The sequence below is a fragment of the Hominilimicola fabiformis genome (assembly GCF_020687385.1).
In the GTDB taxonomy this organism is placed as follows: domain Bacteria; phylum Bacillota; class Clostridia; order UBA1381; family UBA1381; genus Hominilimicola; species Hominilimicola fabiformis.
Genome location: NZ_JAJEQM010000006.1, coordinates 77,631 through 92,693, shown reverse-complemented (window position 1 = coordinate 92,693; position 15,063 = coordinate 77,631). Strand labels below are relative to the sequence as shown.

16 protein-coding genes are annotated in these 15,063 nt (G+C 38.3%); 3 read left to right on the top strand and 13 right to left on the bottom strand.

The genetic code is table 11. The features are described from left to right. The first annotated feature begins 6 nt into the window (after positions 1-6). A complete protein-coding gene (locus tag LKE05_RS05760) occupies positions 7-1,233 on the top strand; it encodes a glutamate-cysteine ligase family protein (RefSeq protein WP_308456220.1) in 1,227 nt (408 codons plus the stop codon). After that, positions 1,208-2,539, top strand: coding sequence for a glutathionylspermidine synthase family protein (locus LKE05_RS05755; protein ID WP_308456219.1), 1,332 nt, complete (start codon positions 1,208-1,210; stop codon positions 2,537-2,539). The genes LKE05_RS05760 and LKE05_RS05755 overlap by 26 nt, the downstream gene beginning before the upstream one ends. 142 nt (positions 2,540-2,681) lie before the next feature. Here LKE05_RS05755 and araA read toward each other — a convergent pair whose 3' ends face one another. From araA to LKE05_RS05690, 13 genes are all read right to left on the bottom strand, one after another. Further along, entirely contained in the window at positions 2,682-4,160 is a 1,479-nt protein-coding gene (gene araA, locus LKE05_RS05750; protein ID WP_117966968.1) for an L-arabinose isomerase, read from the bottom strand. Positions 4,161-4,240: 80 nt separating this feature from the next. Further along, on the bottom strand, positions 4,241-4,822 hold the full coding sequence (locus LKE05_RS05745) for a thiamine phosphate synthase (protein ID WP_308456218.1): 582 nt from the start codon (positions 4,820-4,822) through the stop codon (positions 4,241-4,243). Further along, on the bottom strand, positions 4,815-5,966 hold the full coding sequence (gene thiH, locus LKE05_RS05740) for a 2-iminoacetate synthase ThiH (protein WP_022229351.1): 1,152 nt from the start codon (positions 5,964-5,966) through the stop codon (positions 4,815-4,817). The genes LKE05_RS05745 and thiH overlap by 8 nt, the downstream gene beginning before the upstream one ends. Positions 5,967-5,984: 18 nt before the next feature. Continuing rightward, entirely contained in the window at positions 5,985-6,758 is a 774-nt protein-coding gene (locus LKE05_RS05735; RefSeq protein WP_117966978.1) for a thiazole synthase, read from the bottom strand. 3 nt (positions 6,759-6,761) lie between these two features. Continuing rightward, positions 6,762-7,394 (bottom strand): sulfur carrier protein ThiS adenylyltransferase ThiF, encoded by a 633-nt coding sequence (gene thiF, locus LKE05_RS05730; protein WP_308456217.1) that lies wholly within the window; start codon positions 7,392-7,394, stop codon positions 6,762-6,764. Positions 7,395-7,397: 3 nt separating this feature from the next. Beyond that, the gene (gene thiS / locus LKE05_RS05725; protein WP_118446196.1) at positions 7,398-7,589 is read right to left on the bottom strand and encodes a sulfur carrier protein ThiS; all 192 of its coding nucleotides are present in this window, start codon (positions 7,587-7,589) and stop codon (positions 7,398-7,400) included. A gap of 137 nt (positions 7,590-7,726) precedes the next feature. After that, on the bottom strand, positions 7,727-7,942 hold the full coding sequence (locus LKE05_RS05720; RefSeq protein ID WP_022229348.1) for a hypothetical protein: 216 nt from the start codon (positions 7,940-7,942) through the stop codon (positions 7,727-7,729). A gap of 276 nt (positions 7,943-8,218) precedes the next feature. Continuing rightward, positions 8,219-8,731 (bottom strand): transcription repressor NadR, encoded by a 513-nt coding sequence (locus LKE05_RS05715; protein WP_022229347.1) that lies wholly within the window; start codon positions 8,729-8,731, stop codon positions 8,219-8,221. 21 nt (positions 8,732-8,752) lie between these two features. After that, the gene (gene nadC, locus LKE05_RS05710) at positions 8,753-9,604 is read right to left on the bottom strand and encodes a carboxylating nicotinate-nucleotide diphosphorylase (protein WP_308456216.1); all 852 of its coding nucleotides are present in this window, start codon (positions 9,602-9,604) and stop codon (positions 8,753-8,755) included. Then, a complete protein-coding gene (locus LKE05_RS05705; RefSeq protein WP_308456215.1) occupies positions 9,597-10,868 on the bottom strand; it encodes an L-aspartate oxidase in 1,272 nt (423 codons plus the stop codon). Before LKE05_RS05705 ends, nadC begins: the two co-directional genes overlap by 8 nt. 11 nt (positions 10,869-10,879) lie before the next feature. Beyond that, positions 10,880-11,788 (bottom strand): quinolinate synthase NadA, encoded by a 909-nt coding sequence (gene nadA, locus LKE05_RS05700; protein ID WP_022229344.1) that lies wholly within the window; start codon positions 11,786-11,788, stop codon positions 10,880-10,882. Positions 11,789-11,898: 110 nt separating this feature from the next. Continuing rightward, positions 11,899-12,882, bottom strand: a complete 984-nt coding sequence (locus tag LKE05_RS05695; RefSeq protein ID WP_308456214.1) for a polysaccharide pyruvyl transferase family protein — start codon at positions 12,880-12,882, stop codon at positions 11,899-11,901. 3 nt (positions 12,883-12,885) lie between these two features. Continuing rightward, a complete protein-coding gene (locus tag LKE05_RS05690) occupies positions 12,886-13,866 on the bottom strand; it encodes a glycosyltransferase family 2 protein (RefSeq protein WP_308456213.1) in 981 nt (326 codons plus the stop codon). Positions 13,867-14,019: 153 nt separating this feature from the next. On the opposite strand from LKE05_RS05690, the gene LKE05_RS05685 reads away from it, so the two are divergent. Beyond that, positions 14,020-15,063 carry a glycosyltransferase gene (locus LKE05_RS05685; RefSeq protein ID WP_308456212.1) on the top strand — a complete coding sequence of 348 codons (1,044 nt, stop codon included), beginning with the start codon at positions 14,020-14,022 and terminating at the stop codon, positions 15,061-15,063.

Below are 15,063 nucleotides of genomic sequence, written 5' to 3'. Positions count from 1 at the left end.
GGATTTATGGATATTTACGATAATAACATTAATGTACTTACAAATTATATAGCCGATGGCTCAAAAGGCTGTAATTCAAATGCAGTCGGAGTTGAGCTTGAGCATTTTGTAATTGACAAAAACGGCGATTGTGTACCGTATATCAACGGTGTTGAAAATATAATCGAACAGCTTGCTCAAAACTTCCCCAAACACGTTTACAGCGAGGGTTTTCTTATCGGTCTTTCGTGTGATAAATACAACATCACTCTTGAACCGGGCGCACAAATTGAAATCAGTATAAAACCGACTGAAAACATTTGTGAGATTGAAAATATTTACGGCGAATTTTTATCGGTGATAAATCCCATACTTGATAAATATTCATACAGACTTACAACACTCGGTTATATGCCTAAAAACAAAGCAAAGGATATATCGCTTATCCCGAAAAAACGTTATGAATATATGAACAAATACTTTAAATCGGTTGGCACACGCGGAATAAATATGATGCGCGGTACCGCGTCTGCACAGGTATCTATTGACTTCGCCGATGAAAAAGACTGCGTTCAAAAATTTAAAAAAGCAAACATAATAAGCCCTATTCTTTCACTTATATGCGACAACGCACCTGTTTTTGAGGGCAAGCCGTTTTTGGGAAATACGTTGAGAACATATATTTGGAATGATGTTGACAATGACCGTTGCGGTATTGTTCCGACAGTGCTTGACAGTGATTTTTCATTCAAGAAATATGCCGAATACATTTACAATTCACCGGCTATACTCACTGTAAACGGTGACGATATAGAATTTACCGCCGATAAAAAAATATGCGATATTTACAAAGATACTCCTATTGACGAAAGCATAGCGGAGCATCTTCTTTCTATGTTCTTCCCTGACGTAAGACTTAAAAAGTATATTGAAATCAGACCTGCCGACAGTATGCCGATTAAGTATGTTTTAGCTTATGCAACGCTTATCAAAGGTATTTTTATGTCTGATTTTTCACTTGATGTTTCACTAAGTGCCATTGCTCAGGCAAAGAACAATATAATATTAAAGGGTTATAATGCCGAAGTTTACGGAACTGACGCACATACGTTGGCTATGAAATTGTGCAGTGCGGCATATAACGCACTTGATTCAAGCGACAGAGAATATCTTCTTCCGCTTAAACAGCTTATAGACAACAAACAAACATTAAAGGAGACGATTAACCTTGCAAAAGGCAGAGGAATTTTATAAAAAACTTGTAGACGATAATTTCGCGGAAAGTCTGCAAAGCGCAAAAAAGCAACAGGAATATATCAAAACTTCAACGGCACGTTATCACGGCTATTTTGTACACACGCTTTATATGCCGAAAATGTTTACGGAAGAAATGGCGGCATACTTCAAAAAAGCCGCCGAAAGTATGTACAAAATACTTGAAAAAGTTATTCATGAATATCAAACTAATGCCGAATACAGAAAGCTTTTCGGTTTTGACGAAAAATTGGAAAAGCTAATTCTTCGTCCAAATCACTATGAATGTGCCTTGCCTATCGCAAGAATAGATATATTTTTTAATGAGGACGATTTTTCGTTTAAGTTCTGCGAATTTAACGCGGACGGCTCAAGTGCAATGAATGAGGATAAGGAGCTTAATCAAGCCATTCGTCTTACAAGCACTTTTGATAAGTTTACCGAAAAATACAATGTGAGAACATATGAATTGTTTAATTCATGGGTTAAAGCATTTATGGATATTTACCGTACATACGACAGAGCGGTAGAAAATCCGCATATTGCAATAGTCGACTTTTTCGGCGGTGACATAAGCCGTGAATTTACCGCATTTCAAAAGGCATTTGAGGACAGCGGTTTAACGTGTGAAATATGCGAAATAACCGACCTTTCATACGAAAACGGCAAACTTCTTTCGCCAAGCGGCAAGCAAATCAATGCAATCTACCGCCGTGCGGTGACTTGCGATATTATGCGTAATTACGATAAAGTTCAGCCGTTTATAAAGGCTGCCGAAAATAATGATGTATGCCTTATCGGTGATTTTAAAACACAGGTTATTCATAATAAAATCGTGTTTAAGATACTTCACGATGATATGACTTCCGCATTCCTTACCGACGAAGAAAAGCAGTACGTCAAAGATCACATTCCGTACACCGCGTCACTTACACAAGAAGAAATCGATAAACACGATGTTCTTAATACAAAGGATAAGTGGGTCATAAAACCTGAAGATTCGTATGCGTCAAAAGGCGTGTATGCAGGTGTTGAGGGTATGAGTGACCACGCGTGGAAAGAAGAAGTTTTGAGTAACGTTGATAATCACTACTTACTTCAAGAATACTGTACCCCATATGCAACTTGGAATATCGACATCACCCACGATGAAAATGCAAAATATAAAAAGTACAGTAATATAACGGGTATGTACGTGTATAACGGCAAACTTGCCGGTCTGTATTCAAGAATTGCCAAAAACAGCATTATTTCAACTCAATACAGTGAAATGTCACTTCCGACGATTGTGGTAAGTGAAAAATAGCACACAAAAAATGCACAGGCAAGCCTACGGCTTGCCTGTGCATTTTTTATAGCTATAAATTAAACTTTAAAATATAAAAAGTTCCGGACAATTTGTCGACATTCTGAGGCGAGCCGAACGGCTCGCCTTTTTATAATGTTATTTACTTTAATTTATAAGCAATATCGTTCCAGAAAATTTCTTTTTCAAAATCTTCAACTGTTGTATTTTCACCGATATGCAGGAATTCAATACCCATCATTTCAGCCCAGTCTTTCATCATTTCAGCAGTAACATCATATGAAAGAACGCTGTGATGAGCACCGCCGGCTTTAATCCAACATTCAGCCGAAACAGCAAGTGACGGAAGCGGTTTCCACATTACACCCGCAACAGGCAATTTAGGCATTGGCTTTAACGGATTACAAGCCTTAATATCATTTACGATTAAACGCATTCTGCCGCCCATATCAACAAGCGAAGCAACGATTGCGTCACCGTTCTTTGAGTCAAATACAAGTCTTGCAGGATCGCTCTTACCGCCGATACCAAGAGGATGTACCTGAATTTTCGGCTTATCTGCCGCAACAAGCGGGCAAACTTCAAGCATATGCGCACCCAAAATATGTTCATTACCTTTTTCAAGATGGTATGTATAGTCCTCCATAAATGCAGTACCGCCTGTCATACCCTCAGCCATTGACTTCATTATAACGTCCATAGCAGCAACTTTCCAGTCACCCTCAGCACCGAAACCGTAACCGTCTGCCATCATATTCTGTGCGGCAAGACCCGGAAGTTGGTCAAGACCGTGCAATGTATCAAAATGAGTAACGAATGCACTGTAATCAAACTGTTCACACATTTTTCTTATAGCGATTTCTTCTTTCGCCTGATAACGAACAGCGTCAATATTATCCGTATCCATTGTATAACGGCTTTCATATTCAGCCATTTTTGCATCGATTTCAGCCTCTGTAACTTCATTCAAAATGTCAACAATATCGCCGATTGGTCTGTATTCAACGTCCCAACCGAACTTGATTTCAGCCTCAACCTTATCACCCTCTGTAACGGCAACTTGGCGCATATTATCGCTGAAACGTACCATTTTAAGTTCTTGGCTGATTGCATAACCGCAAGCACTTCTCATCCAATTTGCAAGCTTTGTCTGAGGTTCTTCGTCCTCCCAATAACCTACGATAACCTTTCTCGCCATTCTAAGTCTTGAACCGATAAATCCGTGTTCTCTGTCACCGTGTGCAGACTGGTTAAGGTTCATAAAGTCCATATCGATTTCATTCCAAGGAATTTCACGATTAAACTGTGTATGGAAATGACAGTAAGGCTTTTTGAAGTCCTTTAGACCGTTTATCCACATCTTTGACGGACTGAATGTGTGCATCCAAGCAATTACGCCGGCACATTTATCATCATATGATGCCTCTTTGAAAACTTTTTTAATTTCAGCAGGAGTTTTCACTGTCGGCTTGTACACAATCTTACAAGGCATTTTGCCTGACGCGTTAAGACCGTCCACCATAGCCTGTGAATCCTTTGCAACCTGTTCCAAAGTTTCAGGGCCGTAAAGGTGTTGACTTCCTGTTACAAACCAAAATTCATATTCTTTAATTGATTTCATTGGTTTTTCTCTCCTTAAATACATAATACTCTGTTTTGTGTATAAATTTCACACTATATATTTATTATATATTAATCGGTTTATTTTTTCAATAGGTTTTTGTATGTTTCGTCCAAATATTTTTTCACATTATCGCACTTCATAAACCCCGACATTATACAAGCGCCCTTTGCGCCGGTATTCTGTATTTTGCCGATATTTTCAGGCGAAATACCGCCGATACCGTAAACATCAATATCGACGGACGATACTGCATTTTTCAAAAATTCTATGCCGCGCGGCTCAAGACCTTTTTTGCAGTCTGTCGCAAAAATATGACCTGCCGTCACATACGTTGCACCCATTTTTTCTGCAAGCACTGCTTCATCTGCCGAATGAACAGATACACCGACCGTTTCAAATTCTTTCTCTGCATTTTCGTTCATCAAACGCAAAGGTAAATGTATTCTCTTTACACCGATTTTTTTTGCAACGTTAATATATGAATGAAGTATCACGTTCGGACAAATTTCAACAACTTTTTTCGCCAGTTCTTCATATTCACTTTCCGACAAGTCTTTTTCTCTGAGTATTACAGGAACATTGTTTTCATAAAGCTCCCCCACTCGTTCCAAAAAGTTGTCGCAAAGTTTTCTGTGCGTCACGCATACAATATTAAACATAGATATAATCACTCATTACCGGCTGTAAGCCCTGCTCCTCAATCGCTTTATACACTTCTTCAACGTTTCTCGGGTCTGAAATTTCAAATTGTTCATCACCCTTTTGCTCTCCCGAATGACCGCCGATACCAACGTCAACTCCGGCACTTATTTTTGTAGCGGCAATATTAATAATATTATTTCTGAATCGCTCACATTCACGCGTTGAAATTGTTATGCTCGCAAACGGCATAAATATTCTGTACGCACATATTACCTGCAAAAGCTGTGGTTCGTGTACGTCTTTCGGATTGATTTTGTCGTTATTTATAATCGGTCTTAAACGCGGACACGAAAACGCAATTTCCGCATACGGATATTTCTTCTGCAACAAATATGCGTGCATACCAGTTGCGAAAGCGTCTTTTCTGAAATCGTCCAATCCCAAAAGTGCCGCAAATCCCACACCGCGCATACCGCCGAGTATCGCTCTTTCCTGTGCGTAGAAACGATACGGGAATATTCTTTTGTGTCCCTCAAGGTGCAATGTTTCGTATTTGTCGCTGTTATACGTTTCTTGGAATACCGTCACAAAATCTGCACCGCACTTGTGCAGATGTGCGTATTCGTCAGAGTTCATCGGATAAACCTCAACACCGACAACCTTAAAATATTTCTTCGCTATTTTACAAGCATTGCCGATATATTCGACGTCTGACATTTTTCGGCTTTCACCTGTCAAAAGTAAAATTTCCTGTAAGCCTGTTTTCGCGATTTCCTGCATTTCCTTTTTAATTTCTTCTTCCGAAAGTTTTGCTCGGCGAATTTTGTTATAGCAGTTAAAACCGCAGTAAATACAATAGTTTTCACAGTAATTTGCTATGTACAAAGGCGTAAACATCGAAACGGAATTTCCGAAATGCTTTCTTGTTTCAATTTGTGCTCTTTGTGCCATTTCTTCAAGGTGGTTAAGTGCCGCCGGTGAAAGAAGTGCCGCGAAGTCTTCCGTTGTAAGTACATCGTGAGAAAGTGCATTTTCCACGTCTTTATCCGTATATTTATCATAGTCATACGCGTCCATAGCCGATATGACTTCATCAAGCAGAGTAGAGTCGATAACCTCCATACCCTCCATATATTCCATATGATTTGTTCTTTCTTTCATTTTCGTAACCTTTCAAAATTAATCGTGTAAAAATCCCGTAAGCGGCGATGACGCTCTCGCACCCTTTTCAACCACATCACCAAAGCCTGCAAGATACGATTCACGTCCTGCCTCTATTGCTTTTTTGAATGCCTGTGCCATTTTCGGCACGTCACCGGCTGTCGCAATCGCCGTATTTGCCATAACTGCCGCCGCGCCCATTTCCATTGCCTCACAAGCCTGTGACGGTCTGCCTATACCTGCATCAACAATAATCGGCAAATCGATTTCGTCAATAAGAATTTTTATAAATTCCTTTGTGCAAAGTCCTTTGTTTGACCCTATCGGTGAGCCTAACGGCATTATACAAGCCGCACCCGCATTTTGTAAATCTCTCGCAAAATTCAAATCTGGATACATATACGGCATTACAACAAATCCTTCTTTCGCAAGAATTTCAGTCGCTTTCAAAGTTTCGTAATTGTCAGGCAAAAGATATTTAGTGTCCCTTATCGCCTCGATTTTTATAAAGTCTCCGCAGCCTGTTTCTCTTGCAAGTCTTGCAATTCTTACTGCCTCATCGGCATTTCTCGCACCGGAGGTATTCGGCAAAAGCGTTACGCCCTTTGGTATGTAATCAAGTATATTTGCAACGTCACCGCCTGCGGCACGTCTTAGGGCAAGAGTTATAATCTCCGCTCCGGCATTTTCAACCGCCGCTTTTATAAGTTCAAGCGAATACTTTCCCGAACCCAAAATAAATCGTGATGTGAATTCGTGTCCGTTTAAAATTAATTTATCTTCTTTGTTCATTTATTAAACCTCTTTCTCTCCTATTAAAAGTCTTAAAATCATATTTGCCTCATGTGCGGCACATATTGCCACTCTCGGTGCGGCAAGTGCAAGTCCGTCATTCATATCACTTTTAGTGTCCCCGCACAAATAAAATCTGTCGTTTATTTTTCGCGTGATAATCGTGTTTGAACTGCCGAAACCCGCCATGCCGGAACCCGATACAATTTTAGTGTCCCCACATTCAGACAAAATACTGTTTACAAGCATTGCTTTGTTTTCAGCCTTATCAAAAGCCTCGCACACTATTTTATATCCGCCGAATATTTCAGCGGCATTATCTTCGTTTACTTTAACGCATTGTGACGTTATTTCGATAAACGGATTAAACCTTTTAATATTCTTTGTAAGTGCGTCTGTTTTCAGTGTTCCCAAATCTGCTATATCGTACTGTTGCCTGTTCAGGTTTGTAATATCCACTTTGTCAAAATCCACAAGGTGCAAATGTCCCACACCTGCTCTTGCAAGATACATTGCAATATTTGAGCCGAGTCCGCCAAGACCGGCTATTGCAACAGACGAATGACTTAATATATTGTGTATTCTTTCGCCGTGACGCTGTTTTAAGGCATTTTCGTATTCTTCAAAAGTAATCATAAATCAACCGCCTCCCACAAAGCTCACAACTTCAATTTTATCGCCGTCATTCAAAACGGTTTTATCATAATCAGACTTTTTGATTATTTCGCCGTTAATTTCAACCGCTATTCTGTCACGTCTGAAACCGCCGTTTTCAAGCAAGACGCTAAGACTTTTGCAGTTTTCCGTTTCTTTACCGTTCACATTAATCATAAAGAACAACCTCCTTTTTAATTTTAAAAACAAAAAAGGTTACACAAAGAAGTACTACACCCTGTAAGGTGGTGTACCCCTTTGTGTAACCTTAGGTTTCACTTTGTTTGATATTTTAGCACAAATCAATGATATTGTCAAGCATTACTTTTCTTGTATTCAAGCAGTAAATTACGAAGTTTTGCCGCTTGCTTTGCACTGTTTTCCGCAAAATCATAAAAAGCCTGTTTCGCTTTGTCGTTGTCCTCCGTCAAATCGGCATAGCTCTGAAAATCTCTTACCGCCTCCATAGAATTTTCCCACGCCCTTAATAATCTGTCATACGTTGTTATTTTAATCTGTCTGTGACACATAATTTTATCTCCTTTCGATTACATTATAGTTTATTATAACCGAAAAAGAAATATTTTAAGACAAAACCGTTACGGTTTTGTCTACTTTGTTCTTGGGAGTTTGAGGTTCTAACCTCATTAAAAATCATTTCTGCCGACATGTGCGGCAGAAATGGCTTAAAATCTAAAGTTTCGACTTTGGAGGAACTTTACAATTTTTTCTCTGAAAACACTCAAAAATTACATCGCAAGATGTGATTTTTGGATCTGTCGACATTTTGTCGACAGGCTCACATCTTATATTTCCGGTGCAAGATAATTCTTCTTTGCAAGCGCCTTTTCAATAAGGTCAAGCGTTTCCTCACTGTCGGCTTTTACTGTATGATAGTGATACCCCGACGTTATATTCATAAGTGCCGATGATTTACCGCTGACAAGTCCGTCTATACATTGCTGAACATTTCTTCTTGACGCGACGTTAAGTTTAGCCTCGATTTTTCCGTAAACTCTGTGCCACACAAACACATCAACAACCGTTCCGCCTATATCGACAATCGTTGTAAGTTCATCTTCCGTTTGGTCGTTCGTATGATATACCTTAAACACTCTCGTATGTGCCGCCACATCATTTATCACATATCCCTTGTTGGTAGATAAAATTTCATATCCTGCCGCCTTTAAAAGTGCTATATCCTGTACGATAACCTGTCTTGAAACGTCAAGTTCTTTTGCAAGCATACTTCCTGACATTGCTTCATCGTTTGTGGTTATAAGTCTTACAATCTCCTGTCGTCTTTCGACTGCGTTCATATTAATTCCCACAACCTTTCTTTAAATTGCGTGAAGATTTTTTAATGACAAATCAAGAATCGGTGACGAATGAGTAAGCGCACCGCTTGAAATATAGTCAACTCCTATATCAACAAGTCTTTCAACATTTTCTTTTGTCACGTTGCCGCTGCACTCCGTTTCAGCTTTTCCGCTGACAAGTTTAACAGCCTCTTTCATATCTTCAACGCTCATATTATCAAGCATTATTATATCCGCACCTGCGTCAAGCGCCTCTTTAAGCATATCAAGATTTTCAACTTCAATTTCAATCTTTCTTACAAACGGTGCATATTCCTTTGCCATTTGTACAGCCTCTTTAACTCCGCCTGCGGCACCGATATGATTGTCCTTTAAAAGTATTCCGTCACTCAGATTATATCTGTGGTTATATCCGCCGCCTACTTTTACCGCGTATTTTTCAAATACACGCATATTCGGTGTGGTTTTTCTTGTATCAAGAAGTTTTGTTTTACTGCTTTTTAAAAGATCGGCTATTGAACGTGTATATGTCGCAATACCGCTCATTCTTTGGAGATAGTTAAGTGCCGTTCTTTCGCCCGAAAGAAGCACGCGTATATCACCTCTTACAACACCGATTTTATCGCCGTTCTTTACGGTATCTCCGTCTTTTTTTGTAAAAGTAACTTCCGTTTTGCTGTCAAGCAATTCAAATGTTCTCTTAAAAACGTCAAGTCCTGCGATAACGCCGTCTTGCTTACAAATAAGCTCAACTTCACCAAGCTGATATTCACGCATTACCGAATTTGTTGTAATATCTTCACTTGTAATATCCTCTCTTAACGCACTCAAAATAAGCTCGTCCGCATTAAGCGCCATTGTTATATTATTCATGTTTCTTTCTCTCCCTTTCTATCTCATCAAGAATTTCATCTTTGTACTTGTCTTCGTAATTCTTATATAAATCCTTATCTATCGTAACTTCTCTGTCACTTGTCTTACTGTATGTTTCAATCATACGTTTTGCCGCACGTTTTGCAAAAACAAGACTTTCGAGAAGTGAATTGCTTGCAAGACGATTTTTGCCGTGAACACCGTTGCACGCCGTTTCACCGACTGCGTACAATCTGTCCATTGACGTCTTGCTGTATTTATCAACGTCGATACCACCCATAAAATAATGCTGTGACGGCACAACGGGAATACATTCTTTTGTAACGTCATAACCTTCTTCAAGACAATGCTTGTATATGTTCGGAAAATGATTTTTTATCATTTCGGTAGGAATAGGCTTCATAGAAAGCCATACATACGGCTTATTATCTTTTTTCATTTCCTCTTGTATCGCCTTTGCGACAACGTCACGAGGTAAAAGTTCATCAACAAATCGTTCCATATGTGAGTTAAAAAGCACCGCTCCCTCACCTCTGACAGATTCGGAAATAAGAAATCTTCTGCCTTTCTTTGTTGAATAAAGTGTTGTCGGGTGTATTTGAATGTAATCAATATTTTGAAGTTTTATATTGTGGTTAAGTGCTATCGCAAGCGAATCACCCGTAAGGTGTCTGTAATTTGTCGAGTGCTTGTAAAGACCGCCGATACCGCCTGTTGCAAACACTGTAAAATCAGCTTGAATATCAATATATTTGCCGTCCTTGCCGTAACCGATTATACCGAAACATTCATTATTTTCTTCGATTATATCAACCATTGTGAAGTTTTCGATAATCGTTACGTTGTCAAGCTCCTTTACCGCCGTCAAAAGATGTGATGTAATTTCCTTACCTGTTATATCTTCGTGGAACAGTATTCTTGACGTAGAGTGTGCGCCCTCTTTTGTGTACGCAAATTCACCGTTTTCCTTTTCAAAACGCACTCCGTATCCTACAAGGTCATTTATAACGTCCCTCGATGAACGAATCATTATATCAACCGATTCTTTGTTGTTCTCATAGTGACCGGCACGCATTGTGTCCTCAAAATAACTGTCATAATCGTTTTCGTCTTTCAAAACGCATATTCCGCCCTGTGCCAAAAACGAATCGCTTTTATCATCGTCAGCCTTTGTCACCATTACTATTTTTTTATCACGAGGAAGATTAAGCGCACAATAAAGTCCGCTAACGCCTGTTCCTACGATGACTATATCTGTTTTCATATGTATTCTCCTTATTTTGCCATTTCAAGCATTTTGTCAAGCGGCACAAGTGACTTTAATCTTGTTTCGTCGCTTACATGCACTTCGTTTTCACCTGTTTTTAAAACGTGACAGACTTTTTCGACTGTGTTTAGTTTCATATTAGGGCAAAAATGTTTTGTACCTGCAAAGTAGAATTTCTTATTCGGATTTTTTGTTCTAAGCTCATAGCCCACTCCGCTTTCTGTACAGATTATAAATTCTTCGTTGTCGCTTTCAGTTGCGTAATTTATGATACCCGATGTACTTCCTATGTAGTCTGCAAGGTCAAGCACTTCCTGTTTACATTCCGGATGTGCAAGCACAAGTGCCTTCGGATATTTTTCCTTTATAGCCTTTAGATTGTCTGCTGTCATTGAAACATGAACGTGGCAAAAACCTTTGTTTAATATAATGTTCTTTTCAGGTATCTGCTTTGCAACGTGTCTGCCGAGATTTTCGTCAGGAATAAAGAAGATGTTTTTATTCGGCAATGATTTTACAATCTTAACCGCATTTGATGAAGTTACGCAAACATCGCTGTGACACTTTAATTCGGCGGTTGAATTTATGTAGCATACAACCGCAAGGTCGTCATACTTTCCACGCATTTCTTCGATTTTCTCAACTTGTGCCATATGTGCCATAGGACAATCTGCCGACATATCCGGCATTAAAACAGTTTTGTTCGGGTTAAGAATTTTCGCGCTTTCGCCCATAAATGACACACCGCAGAAAACGATAGTCTTTGCGTCAACCTCTCTTGCCACTTTTGCCAAATAGTAAGAGTCACCGATATAATCAGCTATTTCCTGCACTTCATCATTAACATAATAATGAGCAAGAATTACAGCATTTTTCTCTTTCTTCAGTTGCTCGATTTCTTTTACAAGTTCATTCATAACATATAAACCCCTTATATAATTTATTTTTAACAGTATAGCACTTATCATTACACCTGTAAAGACACCTGTATAAACAATGTGAAAAACATACAAAAAAGCGACAGCTTTTAACACTGTCGTTTGATGTATTCGTCAAATCTTTTTATATGATTTTCGGCTGATTTTATTATATTACCGTCTAATTTATAAGGTACTGCATTTAAAATACTTTTCAAAACTTCGTCCGTATCAATATTGTTCACATCATATATTTTACCGCTGTAACCTATTTCGTCAAGTGCATTTTTTGTCTTATCAGAATACGCAATCGGCACAACGGGTATGCCCATTCTTAGCGCAAGCATAGCAGAATGAAAACGTATTCCCAAAATTGCTCCGCAACGCTTGATATTTTTCAACATATCATTTATATCTGTGTATCGTATAATTTCGGTCATATGTTTATTTTTCATAATACCGTAAACTTGATTTGCCACCGAAACATCATCTTCCAAGCCTGTATTAAAACACAAAAGACAAACATTTCTGCCTGTTTCGTTAATAAATCTGTCCGCAATCTCTGCCAACAAATTTATATCCGCACTCTTATGCACACTTATCCCAAGTGCATTTTCACTATGCACATTCGGTATCATTTTATCACTTAACGACAGCACCATATCGGGATATTTTTCACATTTTACATTAGGTATATTCTTCGTTATATATTTATACGAATATCTGTCACGCACCGTCACAAAGTCATATCCGCTGATTTGCTTTTGTATAACTTTTTCGGCAACGCGATTAACAAAACCGCTTATATTGCAGTTTATAACGGCTCTGTTTTTTGAATACCGTTTTTCGCGGTACATATCACGCATACGATAAGCTATACCTTTGTTGTTGTGTATCAAAAATCCCGAGCCTGTCACTTTTAAATACCGGTCAAAACCTATTTTTTCTTCAGTATATTCGGCAATATCAAGTTTGGGAGATGTTATATACAGCTTGTGTTCTTTAAGTCCGTTAGCCGCAAGATACAGCATAAGGTCGTCGCCGAAATTACCGTCAATATATCCGTCAAGCAAAATCCTCAATCTTTTACTCATTCCTTAAACTTCCCATCTCCACGCATACAAAGACGCAACTTTCATTCGCCATCTTAGAGGAAAAATCAGCAATGCAAGGAAAAACGCCTTATGTTTGATACTGCATTTTCGTGTAAGCGCGGACTTTAAATATTTTCTGTAAACATGGCTTGTCATAACTCTGTATGCCGATTCATATGATAATTTTGCACATCGTCCTATATTATATGTAACAATCATTGACGCGGTAAATGACACCGCCTTTTTCATTTCAGGCTCTGCCTCTGCCATATAGTCAATGAACAAATCGCATATCGCCGCCAATCTTCGCTCGCCGTTGCTTACATTATGAAAATGACTTGTTTCATACTGATAGTAATTATAATAAGGTTCGGAAATAAAGCAAACTTTTTTTAAACAGCTAAGCATTTTTAAATTAAACATTAAATCTTCTGAAAAATATTTCTTTGTATCGCAGAATTTCAAGTTGTTTTCCTCAAGAAAGTTTCTTCGTATAAGTTTATTACAAATTTCATAACTGTGATAGCACGTTGAAAAATATTTATCGGCATACTCGCCTTTATCCTCAACAATAACTGTCTTGTCCAACGGTTTAAGCTGAATTTTTCTTGTTCTGTCAGGATATATGTCATATAAATTACACTGCACCATATCCGCATTTTCCTTTTCGGCTTTTTCATACATTTTTTCAAGCATACATTCCTCTATTGTGTCGTCAGCGTCAATAAATGCAATATATTTACCGTTTGCAACAGACATTCCATTGTTTCTTGCATATCCTTGACCGTAATTAAGGTGAGAAATAATTTTTAATCTATCGTCATTTATACCTTTTAATACCTTCAAAGTGCTGTCGTCCGAGCCGTCATTTACCGCTATCACTTCGATATCGGCAAGCGTTTGATTAAGCACGCTGTTTATACATCTTCCTACTGTTTTTTCACAATTATATACAGGTATTATCACACTAACTGCTGTTTCCATACTTTCCTCCGTTCCCGTTTGTTCTATTAATAATATCATAAACATATTTTTTTGTAAATACTTATGATTGACTGTAACCGTTAAAAATGATATACTTAATAAAGTGTTGACACAAACTGTCAACAGCAAAATCATATGTAAAGGAGAACGTGAATGAGTATATTACTTAGTATTATCGTACCTGTCTACAATGTAGGTTCTTTTCTGCCTAAATGTATCAACAGCATTATTTCACAAACCTTTACAGATTTTGAACTTATACTTATAGATGATGGTTCAACGGACAACAGCGTCGAAATATGTGACACCGCCGCAAAAAAAGACAGTCGTGTACGAGTTATTCATAAAGAAAACGGCGGCGTTGTCAGTGCAAGAAAAGCAGGGCTTTCCGTTGCGGTCGGCAAATATGCAGGCTATGTTGACGGTGACGATTGGATTGACGAGCATATGTACGAACATATGATTAATGCAATGGAAAAATATAATTGCGATATGGTTATGTGTGACGTTGAACACGAAAACAAGTCCGTTCCGCTTTCTTCCGGCAGCACTCATATCAATATAAGCGGCGGTTACTATAATCGTGAACAGCTTGAAAATAACGTGTTTCCTAAAATGATTTATACGGGTGTGTTTTATAAGTTCGGAATATACCCTGTCATATGGAATAAGCTCTACAAAAGAGAAAAACTCATTAAACATCAAATGGCGGTTGATGACGATATTCGCACCGGTGAGGATGCGGCTTGTGTATATCCGTATTTGCTTGAATGTGACAGTCTGTATTTCTTGGAAAACCTGTCTTTGTATCATTACAGACGTTCCCGCACTCAAATGACAGTAAGTTATGACAGTTCATATTTTGACTGTTTCAAATCACTGTATGAATTTTTGTCAAATTCATCAATCGCAAATTCACCGTATTCAAATCAACTTGAATACTACTATTCTTATCTGACGAAAACCGCAATAAGCAACGAACTGAAAAAAGCAAATTCAGTTCCGATTAAGACAAAGCTAAATCACATCAGAGAAATATGTACATTTGCCGATAAAAAAGGTTTTATCGATAAAATAGATATTTCCTCCTTGCCGTTTTTCCACCGTATGTACTTCAAACTTATAAAAAGAAACAGACCTTTTTTGCTTACCGTCTGTATAAACATTGTGAGATTTTGGCAAAGATTTTTCAGATGA

Bases quoted from the DNA above. Each gene is read 5' to 3' on its own strand.
- araA (WP_117966968.1), bottom strand. From the start codon at position 4,160: ATGAAATCAATTAAAGAATATGAATTTTGGTTTGTAACAGGAAGTCAA.
- LKE05_RS05705 (WP_308456215.1), bottom strand. From the start codon at position 10,868: ATGAAAACAGATATAGTCATCGTAGGAACAGGCGTTAGCGGACTTTAT.
- LKE05_RS05690 (WP_308456213.1), bottom strand. From the start codon at position 13,866: ATGGAAACAGCAGTTAGTGTGATAATACCTGTATATAATTGTGAAAAA.
- LKE05_RS05715 (WP_022229347.1), bottom strand. From the start codon at position 8,731: ATGAACGCAGTCGAAAGACGACAGGAGATTGTAAGACTTATAACCACA.
- thiH (WP_022229351.1), bottom strand. From the start codon at position 5,966: ATGAAAGAAAGAACAAATCATATGGAATATATGGAGGGTATGGAGGTT.
- LKE05_RS05685 (WP_308456212.1), top strand. From the start codon at position 14,020: ATGAGTATATTACTTAGTATTATCGTACCTGTCTACAATGTAGGTTCT.
- LKE05_RS05735 (WP_117966978.1), bottom strand. From the start codon at position 6,758: ATGAACAAAGAAGATAAATTAATTTTAAACGGACACGAATTCACATCA.
- LKE05_RS05745 (WP_308456218.1), bottom strand. From the start codon at position 4,822: ATGTTTAATATTGTATGCGTGACGCACAGAAAACTTTGCGACAACTTT.
- thiF (WP_308456217.1), bottom strand. From the start codon at position 7,394: ATGATTACTTTTGAAGAATACGAAAATGCCTTAAAACAGCGTCACGGC.
- nadC (WP_308456216.1), bottom strand. From the start codon at position 9,604: ATGAATAATATAACAATGGCGCTTAATGCGGACGAGCTTATTTTGAGT.
- LKE05_RS05720 (WP_022229348.1), bottom strand. From the start codon at position 7,942: ATGTGTCACAGACAGATTAAAATAACAACGTATGACAGATTATTAAGG.
- thiS (WP_118446196.1), bottom strand. From the start codon at position 7,589: ATGATTAATGTGAACGGTAAAGAAACGGAAAACTGCAAAAGTCTTAGC.
- LKE05_RS05760 (WP_308456220.1), top strand. From the start codon at position 7: ATGGATATTTACGATAATAACATTAATGTACTTACAAATTATATAGCC.
- nadA (WP_022229344.1), bottom strand. From the start codon at position 11,788: ATGAATGAACTTGTAAAAGAAATCGAGCAACTGAAGAAAGAGAAAAAT.
- LKE05_RS05695 (WP_308456214.1), bottom strand. From the start codon at position 12,882: ATGAGTAAAAGATTGAGGATTTTGCTTGACGGATATATTGACGGTAAT.